This window comes from Azonexus sp., assembly GCF_047638095.1.
Classification (GTDB): Bacteria; Pseudomonadota; Gammaproteobacteria; order Burkholderiales; family Rhodocyclaceae; genus Azonexus.
Map to the genome: position 1 here is coordinate 32,137 of NZ_JBLJBW010000009.1, position 13,772 is coordinate 45,908.

The 13,772-nt window shown below is 60.7% G+C and carries 18 protein-coding genes; 8 read left to right on the forward strand and 10 right to left on the reverse strand.

The genetic code is table 11. The features are described 5' to 3' along the window. Nucleotides 1-43 precede the first annotated feature (43 nt). The 6 genes from ACM62Q_RS03710 to ACM62Q_RS03735 all read right to left on the reverse strand — a co-directional run bounded on the left by ACM62Q_RS03710 (nucleotide 44) and on the right by ACM62Q_RS03735 (nucleotide 4,482). Nucleotides 44-268 carry a hypothetical protein gene (locus ACM62Q_RS03710; protein ID WP_415033713.1) on the reverse strand — a complete coding sequence of 75 codons (225 nt, stop codon included), beginning with the start codon at nucleotides 266-268 and terminating at the stop codon, nucleotides 44-46. After that, nucleotides 258-746, reverse strand: a complete 489-nt coding sequence (locus tag ACM62Q_RS03715; protein WP_415033715.1) for a nucleotidyl transferase AbiEii/AbiGii toxin family protein — start codon at nucleotides 744-746, stop codon at nucleotides 258-260. Before ACM62Q_RS03715 ends, ACM62Q_RS03710 begins: the two co-directional genes overlap by 11 nt. Then, nucleotides 743-943 (reverse strand): hypothetical protein, encoded by a 201-nt coding sequence (locus tag ACM62Q_RS03720; RefSeq protein ID WP_415033717.1) that lies wholly within the window; start codon nucleotides 941-943, stop codon nucleotides 743-745. Before ACM62Q_RS03720 ends, ACM62Q_RS03715 begins: the two co-directional genes overlap by 4 nt. Nucleotide 944: 1 nt before the next feature. Beyond that, on the reverse strand, nucleotides 945-2,729 hold the full coding sequence (locus ACM62Q_RS03725) for a glutamine--tRNA ligase/YqeY domain fusion protein (protein ID WP_415033719.1): 1,785 nt from the start codon (nucleotides 2,727-2,729) through the stop codon (nucleotides 945-947). A gap of 93 nt (nucleotides 2,730-2,822) precedes the next feature. Beyond that, nucleotides 2,823-3,830 carry an inorganic phosphate transporter gene (locus ACM62Q_RS03730; protein ID WP_415033721.1) on the reverse strand — a complete coding sequence of 336 codons (1,008 nt, stop codon included), beginning with the start codon at nucleotides 3,828-3,830 and terminating at the stop codon, nucleotides 2,823-2,825. A gap of 7 nt (nucleotides 3,831-3,837) precedes the next feature. Then, the gene (locus ACM62Q_RS03735) at nucleotides 3,838-4,482 is read right to left on the reverse strand and encodes a DUF47 domain-containing protein (RefSeq protein ID WP_415033723.1); all 645 of its coding nucleotides are present in this window, start codon (nucleotides 4,480-4,482) and stop codon (nucleotides 3,838-3,840) included. 175 nt (nucleotides 4,483-4,657) lie between these two features. Here ACM62Q_RS03735 and crcB point away from each other — a divergent pair, with 175 nt between their 5' ends. Further along, on the forward strand, nucleotides 4,658-5,047 hold the full coding sequence (gene crcB / locus ACM62Q_RS03740) for a fluoride efflux transporter CrcB (RefSeq protein WP_415033725.1): 390 nt from the start codon (nucleotides 4,658-4,660) through the stop codon (nucleotides 5,045-5,047). On the opposite strand, the gene ACM62Q_RS03745 is transcribed toward crcB, so the two are convergent. Beyond that, nucleotides 5,044-5,394 carry a helix-turn-helix domain-containing protein gene (locus ACM62Q_RS03745; RefSeq protein ID WP_415033727.1) on the reverse strand — a complete coding sequence of 117 codons (351 nt, stop codon included), beginning with the start codon at nucleotides 5,392-5,394 and terminating at the stop codon, nucleotides 5,044-5,046. The genes crcB and ACM62Q_RS03745 overlap by 4 nt on opposite strands. Nucleotides 5,395-5,557: 163 nt before the next feature. On the opposite strand from ACM62Q_RS03745, the gene ACM62Q_RS03750 reads away from it, so the two are divergent. Both ACM62Q_RS03750 and ACM62Q_RS03755 read left to right on the forward strand, forming a co-directional pair. Continuing rightward, nucleotides 5,558-6,316: a hypothetical protein gene (locus ACM62Q_RS03750; RefSeq protein ID WP_415033729.1), complete on the forward strand. Its 759-nt coding sequence runs from the start codon at nucleotides 5,558-5,560 to the stop codon at nucleotides 6,314-6,316. Next, a complete protein-coding gene (locus tag ACM62Q_RS03755) occupies nucleotides 6,304-6,876 on the forward strand; it encodes a FlgO family outer membrane protein (protein ID WP_415033731.1) in 573 nt (190 codons plus the stop codon). The genes ACM62Q_RS03750 and ACM62Q_RS03755 overlap by 13 nt, the downstream gene beginning before the upstream one ends. Before the next feature lie 52 nt (nucleotides 6,877-6,928). Here ACM62Q_RS03755 and ACM62Q_RS03760 read toward each other — a convergent pair whose 3' ends face one another. Next, nucleotides 6,929-7,552, reverse strand: coding sequence for an FmdE family protein (locus ACM62Q_RS03760; RefSeq protein WP_415033733.1), 624 nt, complete (start codon nucleotides 7,550-7,552; stop codon nucleotides 6,929-6,931). 215 nt (nucleotides 7,553-7,767) lie between these two features. Between ACM62Q_RS03760 and prfA the strand changes: the two genes are divergently transcribed. Genes prfA through grxD form a run of 3 tightly spaced genes read left to right on the forward strand, consistent with a single transcriptional unit; the run spans nucleotide 7,768 to nucleotide 9,996 of the window. Continuing rightward, complete coding sequence (gene prfA / locus ACM62Q_RS03765; protein ID WP_415033735.1) at nucleotides 7,768-8,850, forward strand: peptide chain release factor 1; 1,083 nt, start codon at nucleotides 7,768-7,770, stop codon at nucleotides 8,848-8,850. Next, on the forward strand, nucleotides 8,847-9,662 hold the full coding sequence (prmC, locus tag ACM62Q_RS03770; RefSeq protein WP_415033737.1) for a peptide chain release factor N(5)-glutamine methyltransferase: 816 nt from the start codon (nucleotides 8,847-8,849) through the stop codon (nucleotides 9,660-9,662). Before prfA ends, prmC begins: the two co-directional genes overlap by 4 nt. Nucleotides 9,663-9,675: 13 nt before the next feature. Next, complete coding sequence (grxD, locus tag ACM62Q_RS03775) at nucleotides 9,676-9,996, forward strand: Grx4 family monothiol glutaredoxin (RefSeq protein WP_415033739.1); 321 nt, start codon at nucleotides 9,676-9,678, stop codon at nucleotides 9,994-9,996. An 83-nt stretch (nucleotides 9,997-10,079) separates the two neighbouring features. Here the strand turns inward: grxD and ACM62Q_RS03780 are convergent, their stop codons facing one another. Together ACM62Q_RS03780 and argH are read right to left on the reverse strand one after the other, a co-directional pair. Then, nucleotides 10,080-10,457 (reverse strand): OsmC family protein, encoded by a 378-nt coding sequence (locus ACM62Q_RS03780; RefSeq protein ID WP_415033741.1) that lies wholly within the window; start codon nucleotides 10,455-10,457, stop codon nucleotides 10,080-10,082. 78 nt (nucleotides 10,458-10,535) lie between these two features. Beyond that, nucleotides 10,536-11,927, reverse strand: coding sequence for an argininosuccinate lyase (gene argH, locus ACM62Q_RS03785; RefSeq protein WP_415033743.1), 1,392 nt, complete (start codon nucleotides 11,925-11,927; stop codon nucleotides 10,536-10,538). A 60-nt stretch (nucleotides 11,928-11,987) separates the two neighbouring features. Here argH and ACM62Q_RS03790 point away from each other — a divergent pair, with 60 nt between their 5' ends. Together ACM62Q_RS03790 and ACM62Q_RS03795 are read left to right on the forward strand one after the other, a co-directional pair. Beyond that, entirely contained in the window at nucleotides 11,988-12,995 is a 1,008-nt protein-coding gene (locus tag ACM62Q_RS03790; RefSeq protein WP_415033745.1) for a sensor histidine kinase, read from the forward strand. Next, nucleotides 12,980-13,762 carry a LytR/AlgR family response regulator transcription factor gene (locus tag ACM62Q_RS03795; RefSeq protein ID WP_415033747.1) on the forward strand — a complete coding sequence of 261 codons (783 nt, stop codon included), beginning with the start codon at nucleotides 12,980-12,982 and terminating at the stop codon, nucleotides 13,760-13,762. The genes ACM62Q_RS03790 and ACM62Q_RS03795 overlap by 16 nt, the downstream gene beginning before the upstream one ends. The last annotated feature ends 10 nt before the right edge of the window (nucleotides 13,763-13,772 follow it).

The window sequence follows — 13,772 nt, forward strand, 5'->3', positions numbered from 1 at the left end:
GGCGGTGTGAAGACCTGGCCGAGGGTAATGACGTCGCGTTCGCTCACCGATGATTTTCCGTTTCTTCAGGTACGATCGGCAGCCCCCGGCGCAGCCGTTCGTGGCGTTCGCGGGTTTCCGGGGTTTGCGCGAGCAGCGTGAACTGGCGGGCGGCCTCCACCCATTCCAGGCGCTGCATGTCGGTGAGGCGGGCGAAGGCGGCGAGCTGCTCGTCGCTGACGTAGTAGCTGAAGCCGCCGGTGATGGGGGTTTTGGATTCAGCGGTCATGTAGACGCTCCAGATGTTCGATGTCGCTGGCGTCCTGGGCGCGTCCGGTGTCACGTTTGAGGGCGATCATGTCGTCGACGGCGGCGAGCGTAACAGGGATGCCGTCGAGGTTACGGGTGAGGGCGCGCTGGAAGGCGGTGGGGAGGTCGATGCCGGGAGCGATCAGCACGTCGACCAGGGTGGCCGCGCCGATCTTGGGGTTGACGAGGCCGAAGGCGATCATGTGTTTTTCTTCGGCCCAAGCCTTGCGTTGCGCGGGATCTTTCAGGGCGGCGAGCTGCACTGGTACGCATGGGGCAAGGCCCAGTTCCCCGGCGCAGGCGATGAAACGGTCGAGATTGTCCTCATCCATAACGATAATGAGGTCGACGTCCATGGTCATGCGCGGCACGCCGTGCAGGTTCATGGCGAGGCCGCCGACCAGCAGGTAGCGAACCTGGTATTTTTCCAGCGCGCGAAAAAGCTCTAGATAGATCATTTCGGTGCTGCCTCGCTGCGTTCCGCTGCGGCTTTCTCCCGCGCCTTTTTCTCCCAATAGCGTTCGTTCTTGCTTTCGTCGACGAAGCGGAAGCGGCCGGCGAGTTCGCAGCCTTTCATGCCGGGGTCACAGGGCAGGTTGTTGATTTTGCTGCAGCGGTCGTCGATTTCGTGCGGGCAGCCCCAGCTTCCGGCCATGTCAGCCTCCTTTGTGCGAGGAATCCTTGAGAGTCAGGGCGCGGTTGAAGACGGGCGCGCCCGGGCGGGAATCGATTGGATCGGCAATGAAATAGCCGTGCCGCTCGAACTGGAAGCGCTGTTCCGGCAGCGCGGTTTTGAGCGCGGGTTCGAGTTGTGCCGTGATCAGATGCCGTGAGTTTGGGTTGAGATCGTCGAGAAAATTGCGTTCAAGCTCCGGCGCATCGCCTTCGCGCCGTGCGCCGGGGGCGGGGGCGGTGAACAGGCGCTCGAACAGGCGGATGTCGGCAGGGTAGGCGTGTGTGGCATCGACCCAGTGCAGATTGCCCTTGACCTTGACGCTGTCGGCCCCTGGCGTGCCGGATTTGGTGTCGGGCAGATAGGTGCAATGCACGGCAATGACCTTGCCGTTGGCGTCCTTCTCGCAGCCGGTGCATTCGACGACATAGGCGTAGCGCAGCCGTGCTTTGTTGCCGGGAAAGAGGCGGCGGAAACCTTTTTCCGGGATTTCCTGAAAATCTTCCGCCTCGATCCACAGTTCGCGGCCAAAGGGCAGAGGGCGCTCGCCCAGTTCCGGTTTGAGCGGGTGGTTGGGGGCGTGGCAGTCTTCGAACTGGCCGGAAGGATAGTTGTCGATGATGAGTTTCAAGGGATCGAGCACGGCAACGCGGCGCTCGTCCATTTGGTTCATTACTTCGCGCTGGGCGTCTTCGAAAACGCTGTATTCGATCAGCGAATCGGCCTTGGAAACACCGATGCGCTCGGCAAAGAGGCGAAAACCTGCTGGCGCGTAGCCACGCCGGCGCGCGCCGGCGAGTGTCGGCAGGCGCGGATCGTCCCAGCCATCGACGTGCTTTTCGTCCACCAACTGAATCAGCTTGCGCTTGGAGAGCACGATGTAAGTGAGGTTGAGGCGCGAGAATTCGATCTGGCGCGGCAGCGGGCGCTGCAGCAGGCCGCCTTCGGCGAGGCGCTCGTTCACCCATTCGTAGAAGGGGCGCTGATCCTCGAATTCCAGGGTGCACAGCGAATGGGTGATGCACTCCAGCGCGTCTTCGATGGGGTGGGCGAAGGTGTACATCGGATAGACGCACCATTTGTCGCCAGTGTTGTGGTGCGTGGCGTGGCGGATGCGGTAAATGGCCGGGTCGCGCATATTGATGTTGCGCGAGGCCATGTCGATTTTGGCGCGCAGGACGTGCGCGCCGTCGGCGAATTCGCCGGCCTGCATGCGCTTGAACAGCGCCATGTTTTCTTCGGTGCTGCGCTCGCGGTAGGGCGAATTTTCGCCCGCCTGGGTCAGTGTGCCGCGCCGGGCACGCATGTCTTCTGCGCTCTGGCTGTCGACGTAGGCGTGACCGGTCTGGATCAGGTATTCGGCAAATTGCAGCATCCAGTCGAAATAATTGGAGGCGTAGTAGAGGTTGTTTTCCGTGGCATCCTGCCAGGAGCAGCCCAGCCAGCGCACCGAATCGAGAATGGAATCGACGTATTCCTGTTCTTCTTTTTCCGGATTGGTGTCGTCAAAGCGCATGTGGCAGCGCCCGCCGAATTCCTGGGCCAGGCCGAAATTGAGTAGGATGGATTTGGCGTGTCCAAAATGCAGGTAGCCATTGGGTTCCGGCGGAAAGCGGGTGCGGATTTTGGCGGCATCGAGCGGTGCGCCAGCGTGGCCTGCCGCCAGCCCCGGCTGCCCCGCCCAGCGCCGCTGCGCATGTTTGCCGGCGGCCAGGTCGGCTTCGATGATGTTACGGATGAAATTGGCAGCGGCAGGAGTATCGGACATGGGGCTTGGACGCGCCATAGGCGCAAATGAAAAGCCGCCATTCTAGCAAGCCAGGCGCGCAACGGGCATTTTGCCCGGCATAAGGCGCGGCTTTTACAGGATCAGCTGCCCCATGTACCAGGCGAGCGCGGCCATGATGGCGCTGCAGGGAATGGTCAGAATCCAGGCCCAGACGATGCCGCCCGCCACGCCCCAGCGCACCTGCTTGGTGCCGCGCGTGGTGCCGACGCCGGCAATCGCGCCGGTGATGGTGTGGGTGGTGGAGACTGGAATGCCGAAGGCGGAAGCGATGAACAAAGTGAATGCGCCACCACTGTTGGCGCAAAAGCCGCGCGGCTGGTTCAGCTTGGTGATGCGGTTGCCCATGGTTTTGACGATGCGCCAGCCGCCGAACATGGTGCCCAGGCCCATCGCCGTGTAGCAGGCGAACACGACCCAGCCGGGAATTTCGGATTCGGTGGTGGATAGGCCGGCAGTAATCAGGATCAGCCAGATGATACCGATGGTTTTTTGCGCATCGTTGCCACCGTGGCCCAGGCTGTAAGCGGCGGCAGAAAGCAACTGCAGGCGGCGGAAGGTTTTGTCCACCTTACGCGGTGCGGTGTTGCGACAGAGCCAGGAAATGATGACCATCATCAGCCCGCCAAAAACAAAACCCAGCAGTGGTGCAATAAAAATGAAGGCAATGATCTTCAGCACGCCGGAGGCGACCAGACTGCCAAACCCGGCTTTCACCACGGCTGCGCCGACCAAGCCGCCGACCAGGGCGTGCGAAGACGAGGATGGAATGCCGTAGTACCAGGTGATGATGTTCCAGGCGATAGCCCCGATCAGCGCGCCGAAGATGACGTAATGGTCGACGATGCTGGGATCGATGGTGCCTTTGCCGATGGTCGAGGCAACTTTCAGGTGAAAGAAAAAATAGGCCAGAAAATTGAACGAGGCCGCCCACAAAACCGCGTGATGCGGCTTGAGCACCCGCGTCGAGACGACGGTGGCGATGGAGTTGGCGGCATCGTGAAAGCCGTTCATGAAATCGAACAGCAAGGCCACGACGATCAGGGTGACGAGAACCCCGTAGCCGATGGTCAGATTTTCCATGGGGCGCTCAGGAGTTTTCGAGCACGATGGCTTCGATGCAGCCGGCCACGTCCTTGCAGCGGTCGGTGACAGATTCGAGCAACTGGTAGATTTCTTTCAGCTTCATCAATTCGCGCACATCCTGTTCCTCGCGAAAGGCCTTGGACATGCATTTACGCAGCAGGCGATCCACTTCGCCTTCGAGTTCGTCGATTTCCTTGCACAGGGCAAGAATCTGCGGCGCGTTATCCATATTGTTGAGCAGTTTGACCTGCTCGCCGATTTTGTTGCAGCTTTTTTCGGTGATTTCCGCCATGGCGCAGGCTTCTGCCGGTACCCGCTGGATGTCGTAAAGGGAAATCGATTCGGCCACGTCCTGCATCACGTCGAGGATGTCATCCATGCTGTTGATCAGCGCGTGAATATCGTCGCGGTCAAACGGCGTGATGAAGGCGCTGTGCAGCTGACTGAGCAGTTCGTGCGTTACCTTGTCGGCTTCGCGCTCCAGACGGTCCACCTCATCGGCCAGCGCCTGCACGCCACCGTGGGGATCGATGCCGGCCAGCGCTTCGATCAACTGGCGCAATGTCTTGCCGCCTTGACGGATCAAATCGCCGTGCGAATTGAAATAGTCGAAATACTTGCCCTCTTTGGGCATCAGCGCACCGAACATGGATGGCCTGTATGAGTTGTGTGACAGGCGGCATTCTACTCAGCGGCAAAGCATCTCTATATTCCTTGAAATAATATAGAGTGATTGAAAGTTGTCATTTTGTTTGTTTGTCCCCGCCAGCGCAGCGCCTCCGACTTGCTATCATGTCGCGCATCGATGCTTGAGGAAAACAGAAATGCCAGTGCAAGGAGTGCTCGCGGTAGGTTTGGGTGGCATGCTCGGTGCCGTCACGCGCTGGCTACTTGGTCTTGCCCTCAACCCGATTTACCCTGCTTTGCCGCTGGGAACGCTCGCCGCCAATTTGATCGGCGGCTATCTGGTCGGCATCGCCGTCGGCTATTTTCACCTGCACGCCGACCTGCCGGCCTATCTCAAACTTTTTGCCATTACCGGCTTTCTCGGCGGCCTGACCACCTTTTCCAGTTTTTCCGCCGAAGTCGTCGAGCGCCTGCTCGGCGGCCAACCCGCCCTCGCCCTGGGTTTGGCCTCGCTGCACCTATTTGGCTCCCTGCTCGGCACCTGGCTCGGCTTGCTCAGCATCGGCGCAGGCCGGGTGTGGGTTTAGGCGGCGGGATCGTCCCTGCCGTTTTTCCCGTCAGTTTCTTCACTGGGTTTTTCGTCTGCCGCGATCAGTATTTCCCTGGTCCGGGCGGCAATGGCGCTGCGCGCGGCGGCAGAAAGTGCATGCCAGTCGAGCAGGAAATCGGCGAGCAGGTCGTCGCGCGCGTAGAGATAAGGCGTCGGCACTGACAGCACCTGGGCCAGCCGCTCGGCGGTATTGAAATCCGCTTGGTGTTTGCCGCGTTCGTACTGATTAATGCGGGCGCTCGCCGAATACTCATCGATCTGCGCCAGCACGCCCAACTGCATCTGCGTCAATCCCTTGCGCACGCGTGCTGCTTTCAAGCGCATGGAGAAAACCGATGGGTCTGCCATTGAGCGGGGTTGAGGCCTGATTACGACATGAGACTCAAATAGTCTTAGTTTTCACTTGACCCTGAACTAAGGAGTTCTTAGTATTTGGCTTGCATTTTTTGATGCCGCTTGTTTCGGGTGGCTTTTCTTGGAGAGGATTGTGAAAAAAAGATTATTTGCGCTGGCCGCGCTCACCGCATGCCTTGGTTTTACGGGGTGTGCCGCGCGTTATGCAGACGTGCCGACACCGACGCGCTTTGCCAACGAGGAACAGCAAAAACTCCAGGCAGCCCGGCATTGGCAGTTGATTGCCGACCATTTCGCGAGCCAGATTCTGGGCAGCCTGGATGGCAAGTTGAACGGGCGTGCCTTGCATGTGCCGCAACCCGGTGGCGAGCAGGCCTTCGTCGAAGGTTTTCGTGAACTGTTGATTAGCGCCTTGGTGGCTCAAGGCGCGCCAGTCGCGCTCGATCCCAAAGGGGCGCTGGTAGCGGATGTGCGCTACAACATTTATGCCTTCCAGCCGGAGCGGGCGGCACAGACGCACTTTTACGGCAAAGCGACGCTTTTGACGGCGGGTTTGTGGGCAATCGGCGGTGTCGTTGGAGCCCCCGGGGCAAGTGCGACCGGCGTGAATGTGGGCTCCAAGCTGTTGGCTACGGTCGCGGGTGTAGAGGGATTTGCTTGGCTGAGTAACGAAGCTATGGGGGGCGGCCGCCTGGCTTCCGGTCCGGTGCCGCAGTCAGAAATTTTATTGACGGTGTCCGTTGCTGACGGTAGCCGCATTGCAGGTCGCCATTCCAGTATCTATTACACGGCAGATCAAGATGTTGGTCTGTACTGGAAAAAGCAAAGCGCTGGCAATGTCGTATCCGTTATTGGAGATTGTGGCCAAGGGGGTAGCAAATGCGCGCGTTGAAACTTTTTTCCATTGCTGCCTTATTGGCGGTAACGGCAGCGTGCCAGACGACCGAGGGCCCACGTCAGGTCGAGCCGACCTGGGAAGAGGCGCGTCAGGATCAATTGCGCGAAGCGAATTACCAGGCCGCCGCCGCCTTGATGGCGCAAGTTGGCCGCCCCGCTTCGGCCAGTAACCGCGATGGCGGCGGTTCGGCATTGATCGTGGCGACTCTGGCGAATGTGAATGCGCTGGAACAGTCTTCTACCCTGGGGCGCTTGGTGACGGAGCATATCGCCTCGTGGCTGACCCAATCGGGCCGCCCGGTGGTCGAGTTGAAGGTGCGTAACGGCATCTACATGAAGCGTAACGAAGGCGAATTCTTGCTGACCCGTGAAATTCGTGAAGTCGCCGCCGCACATAATGCTCAGGGCGTGGTCGTCGGCACCTATGCCGAAGGGGCCAACATGTTGCACGTGACGCTCAAGCTGGTCGATCCGTCGAGCAGCCTGGTACTTGCTGCGCACGATTACACCTTGCCGCTCAACCGGCAGGTCAAGAGTTTGTTGCGTACTCGCTAAGGCTGGCGGCCAGCAACCAAAACCCCGCGCGGTATTCAATGCGCGGGGTTTTTTATGCCGTGCTGACGTGAATCAGTCGCGCATCCTCTGCGTGTTCGATCAGCATTTGCCGTACGCGCTCCTGCCAGAGTTCGGCGAAACGTTGGTGTTCGGCGGGGCTGGCTTGGCCGGAGACGGCGCGGGGCATGAGGGTTTGCATTTCTGCGGGCCAGGGGACGCAGGAGGTGTCGAGGTCGAGGTGCACGGTTTGTTCCGTGTCGCGGCGGGTGAGGCTCAGGGCGGCGGTTTGGTTCTGGGCGGCGAATTGCAGGAGCTGGTAGCGGGAAAAACGGCGTTTGGGGCCGATGCCGTGAAAGCCGGTTTCGGCGGCGGCACCGGTGACCAGTTGCACGATGCTTGCGGTCACGCCGGTCGTGCCGCTGTCGCGGGTTTCACGCAGGCGGGCGGTGATCTGGCCGCGTTCTGGTGTGGCCTCGCCATAGAGCGCGCGCAGACCGTGTAGCGTCATGAGCCAGGCCGCGGCGACGGTGGGGCAGGAATGGCCGGCCAGGCGCACGGCGTCGCTGTAGCGGTATTCGATGAGTCCATCAGCAGCGCTGCCGAGGAAGGCAGCCAGCGGATCGTACAGGGTGATGCGAGGGGCGGCGGCGAAAAATTCTGGGAATTGTGTGGGCATGGCGTGGCGTTGTGGGAAATGGTGATGGGAGGTGGCAAGTGGGAGGTGACAAGCAGAAAATGGCAAGCAGGCAATGGCAAGCGATGTCGGGTGAGACCCTGTGTTGTCGCTGCGGGTTCCCGCTGCTTTCCGGGTAAACTGCGCCTTCTTGCCGAGGCGCGCAAGGTTTTCGGCTTTTTCTTTTTATTGCACCCCTGCTGGGTGCGGACGAGTTTATGAAAGACAGCATCCGCCAGAAACTGGCGTTACTGACCGATCGTTTGGGCGAAATCGATTTGTTGCTGGCTGCGCCGGAAACGGCGGGGGCGATGGATCAATTTCGTCGCTTGACGCGCGAGCGGGCGGAGGTCGAGCCGGTCGTTTTGTGCTATCAGGCTTTTTGTCAGTGCGAGCAGGATTGGATAGCCGCTGAAAATTTGCGGGACGACCCGGAAATGCGTGATTTTGCCGAGGAGGAAATCGCCGCCGCCAAGGCACGTCTGCCGGTGCTGGAACTGGAATTGCAGAAGCTGCTCCTGCCGCGCGACCCCAACGACGAGCGCAGTGTGCTGCTGGAGATCCGCGCCGGCACGGGGGGCGATGAATCGGCGCTGTTTGCCGGCGACCTGTTTCGCATGTATGCGCGCTATGCCGAAGGGCGGCGCTGGCCGGTGGAGATTCTGTCGGCCAACGAGTCGGAGCTGGGCGGCTATCGTGAAATCATCTGCCGCATCGACGGCGCTGGGGCGTATTCGCGGCTCAAGTTCGAGTCCGGCGGGCATCGCGTGCAGCGGGTGCCGGAAACCGAAACCCAGGGACGCATCCACACTTCGGCCTGCACGGTGGCGGTGATGCCGGAAGCCGACGAGGTGGAGGACGTGAACCTCAATCCGGCGGAGCTGAAGATCGACACCTTCCGCGCCTCCGGCGCGGGCGGGCAGCACATCAACAAAACCGATTCCGCCGTGCGCATCACCCACCTGCCGAGCGGGTTGATCGCCGAATGCCAGGATGGGCGTTCGCAGCACGCCAACAAGGCCTCCGCCCTGCGCGTGCTGGCAGCGCGCATCAAGGATCAGCAAATGCGCGCCCAGCAGAGCGCCATCGCCAGCACGCGCAAGAGCCTGATCGGCTCCGGCGACCGCTCCGAGCGCATCCGCACCTACAATTTTCCGCAGGGCCGGGTGACGGACCACCGCATCAACCTCACCCTTTACAAGATTGCCGCCATCATGGAAGGTGATTTGGACGAGGTGCTCGATGCGCTGGCCGCCGAATATCAGGCCGACCAGCTGGCCGAACTGGCGGGCGGCGCGTGACCCTGGGCGAAGCGCTCCTCTGGGCGCGGGCCTATGTTGATCGGCTAGATGCGCGTTTGTTGATACAAAGCGCGAGTGGGTGCTCACACTCTGATCTTTTGGCGCGCCCGGAAATACCGCTTATCGCGCCCGCCCAAGCGCAATTCATGGAATGGGTGCAACGTCGGGCAGCGGGTGAGCCGCTGGCCTATTTGCTGGGCGAAGCCGAGTTTCGCGGGCGCCTATTTCAGGTGTCGCCGGCGGTCTTGGTGCCGCGCCCGGAAACCGAGTTGTTGATCGAACTGGCGCTGGAGAAAAGCGCCGCTCTGAGGAGGTCGGCGCAGATTCTGGATCTGGGTACGGGTTCCGGCATCGTCGCCATTTCCTTGGCACTGGAAAGCCCGGGGAGTGTGGTCAGCGCGGTCGATTTGTCGTCTGCCGCGCTCGATGTCGCGCGCAACAATGCGGGCCGTCTCAAAGCCTCGGTCGCATTGGTTCAGGGGGATTGGTATGCGCCGCTGGCCGGGCGGCGCTTTGATCTCATCGTCGCCAATCCGCCGTATATCGCCGCGGACGACCCGCATCTTTGCGGCGATGGTTTGCCCTTCGAGCCGCCCATGGCGCTGACCGATAAAGCCGATGGCCTGGCCTGTATCCGCCAGATCGTCGCCGGGGCTGGTGCGCATTTGATGCCGGGCGGCTGGCTGTTGTTCGAGCATGGTTACGATCAAGGTCTGGCCTGTCGGAACTTATTGCAGGCAGCCGGCTTCCAAGACGTTTTTACCCACCCCGACCTCGCCGGCACGGATCGCGTGTCCGGCGGCAAGCTTTGAAACTGGAGTTTCTATGTCTGATACGCAACAGCAAATTCATGCCACCGTTACTGAAAATCCGGTGGTGCTTTACATGAAGGGCGACGCCCGCTTCCCGCAATGCGGCTTTTCTGGCACCGCCGTGCAGATTCTGAAAGCCTGCGGCGTGGAAAATTTCGTCACGGTGAACGTGCTGGCCGACGAAGCCATTCGCCAGGGCATCAAGGAATACGCCAACTGGCCGACCATTCCGCAGCTTTACGTCAAGGGCGAGTTCATCGGCGGCTGCGACATCATGCGCGAGATGTACCAGAACGGCGAGTTGCAAGATTTGCTGAAAGATTTGGCGGCCTGATCTGTCCGCCGCTGATCTGTCCGCCGTTTTGCACTGACAAAAAAACCCGCGCTACCGCGGGTTTTTTTGTCGGTCAAAGAAAATCACATTTCGCTGACGATGAACTCGACGTTGGGCCCATCTTTTACGATTTCCTTCACCGCACAGGCATTGATGCTGTTAATAATGACTCGCTTCTGTTCTGCCGTGAAATGCGCCGGAAAGTGCACCTCGGTACGGTAGCGCGATAGGGTCAGCGGGCCGCCCGCGCCGGCGAAGGGTTTGCAGTCGATGCTGATGCCTTCTGGCGACAGGCCCAATTCCTTGCAGGCTTTCTTGGCAAACACCCCGGCGCAGGCGGCCAGGCAGGCGTAAAAGGCTTCCAGCGGGTTCATCAGGCTGCCGTCCAGGGCGTAGGTGCTGACAAATTTGCCGCTGTTGACGGTGACGAGTGGGCTGTTATCGATGACGGTTTTGAACATGGTTTTCTCGTTGGGTAGGTTATAAGCAACCGGAGATATTAGCCTTTTCTAACTTTGCTGCAAAGCACAAATGCCGGCTTACGTCCGCAAAGCCTCTCGGGCGCGCTGGATTGCGGCGCGCACCTGTTGCGGGGCGGTGCCGCCGATGTGGTCGCGGGCAGCGAGCGAACCTTCCACGGTGAGCACGGCGAACACGTCGTCCGCCACCTGCGGGCAGAAGGCGCGCAGTTCGTCTAGTGTGAGTTGCGGCAGGTCGACGCCTTTGGCTTCCGCCGCCTTGACGGCCAGGCCGACGGCTTCGTGCGCATCGCGAAAGGGCAGGCCTTGTTTCACCAGGTAATCGGCGAGGTCGGTGGCGGTGGCAAAACCTTGCGTCAGCGCGGTGCGCAGGTTGTCGGCGCGTACCGTGATGCCGCCCGCCATGTCGGCAAAAATGCGCAAGGTGTCGGTCACCGTGTCGACGGCGTCAAACAGGGGTTCTTTGTCTTCCTGGTTGTCTTTGTTGTAGGCCAGGGGCTGGCTTTTCATCAGGGTGAGCAGGCTCATCAACTGGCCATAGACGCGGCCGGTTTTGCCGCGCGCCAGTTCTGGTACGTCGGGGTTCTTCTTCTGCGGCATGATGGAGGAGCCGGTGCAGAAACGGTCGGCGATCTGGATGAAGCCGACGCGCGGGCTCATCCACAGCACCAACTCTTCCGACAGGCGGCTGATGTGCATCATGAGAAGCGCGCAGGCAGAGGTGAATTCGATGGCGAAATCGCGGTCCGAAACGGCATCCAGCGAGTTTTCGCAAATGCCCTCAAAGCCGAGCTCGGCGGCGACGAAAGCGCGATCGATCGGGTAGGTGGTGCCGGCCAGTGCTGCCGCGCCGAGCGGCAGGCGGTTGACGCGTTTGCGGGTGTCGGTAAAGCGTTCGCTGTCGCGCCCGAACATTTCGAAGTAGGCCATGATGTGATGACCAAAGGTCACCGGCTGCGCCACCTGCAGATGGGTGAAACCGGGCATGGGGGTGGCGGCTTCCTTCTCGGCCAGATCGACCAGGGCGCTGCGGAAGGTTTTGAGCAGCATCTGGATGTCGTCGATGGCATCGCGCAGATAAAGGCGGATGTCGGTGGCCACCTGGTCGTTGCGCGAGCGGCCGGTGTGCAAGCGCTTACCTGCATCGCCAATCAGAGCGGTCAGGCGTTTTTCGATGTTGAGGTGTACGTCTTCCAGGTCGATCGACCAGTCGAGCGCGCCGGCTTCGATTTCCTGGCCCACCTGCGCCATGCCGCGTTCGATGTCGGCCAAGTCTTGTGCGCTGATGATTTTTTGCCGTGCGAGCATCCTGGCGTGCGCCAAAGAACCGCGAATATCCTGACGCCACATGCGCTGATCGAAGTCCACAGAAGCGGTGTAACGTTTGACGAGGTCGGAGACAGGCTCGGAGAAACGGCCGGCCCAAGTGTATTGATTGGCGTTGGAAGTCATGACTTAGGTCTACAATGCGCTGAAAGGAGAGAGCGGATTCGGTGTGATTCCGCCACAAAAATGGCAAGTATACGGCACTTTCCTGCCACACATCCCCTGCCCGACTGGCGTAATTTCGGCGTCATTCTGCGCGTTTTGCTCGGCGTCAATTTGCTGGCCGTGCTGGCGAGCCTGATCGATGCGCGTGACCTGGCGGACTGGAGTTTGCGTTTTGTGGCCGCTGCCTCTTTCGTCGAACCCTTGTTGCTGCTCACTCTGGGGGTTTTGGCGGCGCTGCGTGATCTGTTGTGGCGCTTGCCTTTGCGCCAAGGGCAGGCCTTGGTCTTGCTTCTGGTGGCGGTTTTGGCGGCAGCGATGTTGTCTTACGGACGCGGTTTCGGTGGTTTGGCGATCGGTAGCGTATGGGCCGGCATGCTGCTGGCGGTGGGGGCGGCGGCGTTGTTGCTGCATTATTTTGCCCTGCGCGCCCGTGCGCTGACGCCGGCGCAGGGCGAAGCGCGCTTGGCGGCACTCAATGCGCGCATTCGCCCACATTTTTTGTTTAATGCCTTGAATGCCGTGCTTTCCTTGATTCGCTCCCGCCCGCAGGTGGCGGAAGAGGCGCTGGAATCGCTGGCAGATTTGTTTCGCGCCGCCATGCGCGACCCCTCGGAGCAAATTTCCCTGGCCGATGAAATTGAATTGGCCCAGCAATATCTGGCGCTGGAAGCTTTGCGCCTGGGCGAGCGCTTGCGCGTGGTTTGGCAGATCGCCGCCGTGCCGCTCGCCATGCCGATACCGCCCTTGATGTTGCAACCCCTTCTGGAAAACGCCGTGCGTCATGGCATCGAAATGCTGACTGAGGGCGGCGAGATTACGGTCAGTATTTTTCGCCGTGGCGACGAGTTGCATATCGAAATCCTCAATCCCGTGGCGCCGTGCGCCGGTTCTGGCGGCGGGCATCACATCGCCTTGAGCAATATCCGCGAGCGCCTGGCCCTTTACTACGACCTGGAAGCGCGTCTGGAAAGCCAGGAAGATCAACAGCATTACCGCACCCACATCGTCTTGCCATGTCGTCACCCGTAAAACTTTTCATCGTCGATGACGAGCCCTTGGCGCGTGAGCGCCTGCGTGCGCTGCTGGGTGATCTGGCGGTGCTCTACCCGCACGAGGTCGTGGGTGAGGCGGCCAATGGGCGGGCGGCGCTCGAATTTTTGCGCGAGCAGGCGGTGGATGTGGTGTTGTGCGATATCCGCATGCCTGGCATGGATGGCATCGAGTTGGCCTTGCACTTGACGCGCCTGCCGCAGCCCCCGGCGGTGATTTTTACCACGGCTTACGATAATTTTGCCGTGCAAGCCTTTGAATTGAACGCCCTGGATTACCTGATGAAGCCGGTGCGCCTGCAGCGTTTGCTGGCGGCTTTGCAAAAACGTCCGCAGCCGGCCCTGGACGCGCAGCAGCTGGCGCAGCTGGGGCAGCAGCTGCGCGCGGGTGGGCGCAGCCATTTATCCTGCCACGAACGCGGGCGCTTGCTCTTGGTGCCGATCGATGAAGTGTTGTATTTGCGCGCCGATCTGAAATATGTTGCGGCGCGCAGTCTGGCGCGGGAATATTTGCTTGATGACAGTTTGGCGCAGCTGGAGGAAGAGTTTGCCGAACGCTTCTTGCGCCTGCACCGGGCCGTACTGGTGGCGCGCACGGCGTTAGCAGGTGTGGAAAAAGCCAGCGGGGACGATAGTGAAGCCTACGGCTGGGCGCTTCTGCGCGGTTTGCCGGAAAAGCTGCCGATCAGCCGCCGCCAGTGGGTCGCGGCAAAAACTGCGCTGACGCAGCTAGCGGATAGCGCTTGAGTTTTTGCTC

Excerpts from the sequence above, each read along its gene's own strand:
- ACM62Q_RS03710 (WP_415033713.1), bottom strand. The coding sequence starts at position 268 with ATGACCGCTGAATCCAAAACCCCCATCACCGGCGGCTTCAGCTACTAC.
- ACM62Q_RS03715 (WP_415033715.1), bottom strand. The coding sequence starts at position 746 with ATGATCTATCTAGAGCTTTTTCGCGCGCTGGAAAAATACCAGGTTCGC.
- ACM62Q_RS03720 (WP_415033717.1), bottom strand. The coding sequence starts at position 943 with ATGGCCGGAAGCTGGGGCTGCCCGCACGAAATCGACGACCGCTGCAGC.
- ACM62Q_RS03725 (WP_415033719.1), bottom strand. The coding sequence starts at position 2,729 with ATGTCCGATACTCCTGCCGCTGCCAATTTCATCCGTAACATCATCGAA.
- ACM62Q_RS03730 (WP_415033721.1), bottom strand. The coding sequence starts at position 3,830 with ATGGAAAATCTGACCATCGGCTACGGGGTTCTCGTCACCCTGATCGTC.
- ACM62Q_RS03735 (WP_415033723.1), bottom strand. The coding sequence starts at position 4,482 with ATGTTCGGTGCGCTGATGCCCAAAGAGGGCAAGTATTTCGACTATTTC.
- crcB (WP_415033725.1), top strand. The coding sequence starts at position 4,658 with ATGCCAGTGCAAGGAGTGCTCGCGGTAGGTTTGGGTGGCATGCTCGGT.
- ACM62Q_RS03745 (WP_415033727.1), bottom strand. The coding sequence starts at position 5,394 with ATGCGCTTGAAAGCAGCACGCGTGCGCAAGGGATTGACGCAGATGCAG.
- ACM62Q_RS03755 (WP_415033731.1), top strand. The coding sequence starts at position 6,304 with ATGCGCGCGTTGAAACTTTTTTCCATTGCTGCCTTATTGGCGGTAACG.
- ACM62Q_RS03760 (WP_415033733.1), bottom strand. The coding sequence starts at position 7,552 with ATGCCCACACAATTCCCAGAATTTTTCGCCGCCGCCCCTCGCATCACC.
- prfA (WP_415033735.1), top strand. The coding sequence starts at position 7,768 with ATGAAAGACAGCATCCGCCAGAAACTGGCGTTACTGACCGATCGTTTG.
- grxD (WP_415033739.1), top strand. The coding sequence starts at position 9,676 with ATGTCTGATACGCAACAGCAAATTCATGCCACCGTTACTGAAAATCCG.
- ACM62Q_RS03780 (WP_415033741.1), bottom strand. The coding sequence starts at position 10,457 with ATGTTCAAAACCGTCATCGATAACAGCCCACTCGTCACCGTCAACAGC.
- argH (WP_415033743.1), bottom strand. The coding sequence starts at position 11,927 with ATGACTTCCAACGCCAATCAATACACTTGGGCCGGCCGTTTCTCCGAG.
- ACM62Q_RS03790 (WP_415033745.1), top strand. The coding sequence starts at position 11,988 with ATGGCAAGTATACGGCACTTTCCTGCCACACATCCCCTGCCCGACTGG.
- ACM62Q_RS03795 (WP_415033747.1), top strand. The coding sequence starts at position 12,980 with ATGTCGTCACCCGTAAAACTTTTCATCGTCGATGACGAGCCCTTGGCG.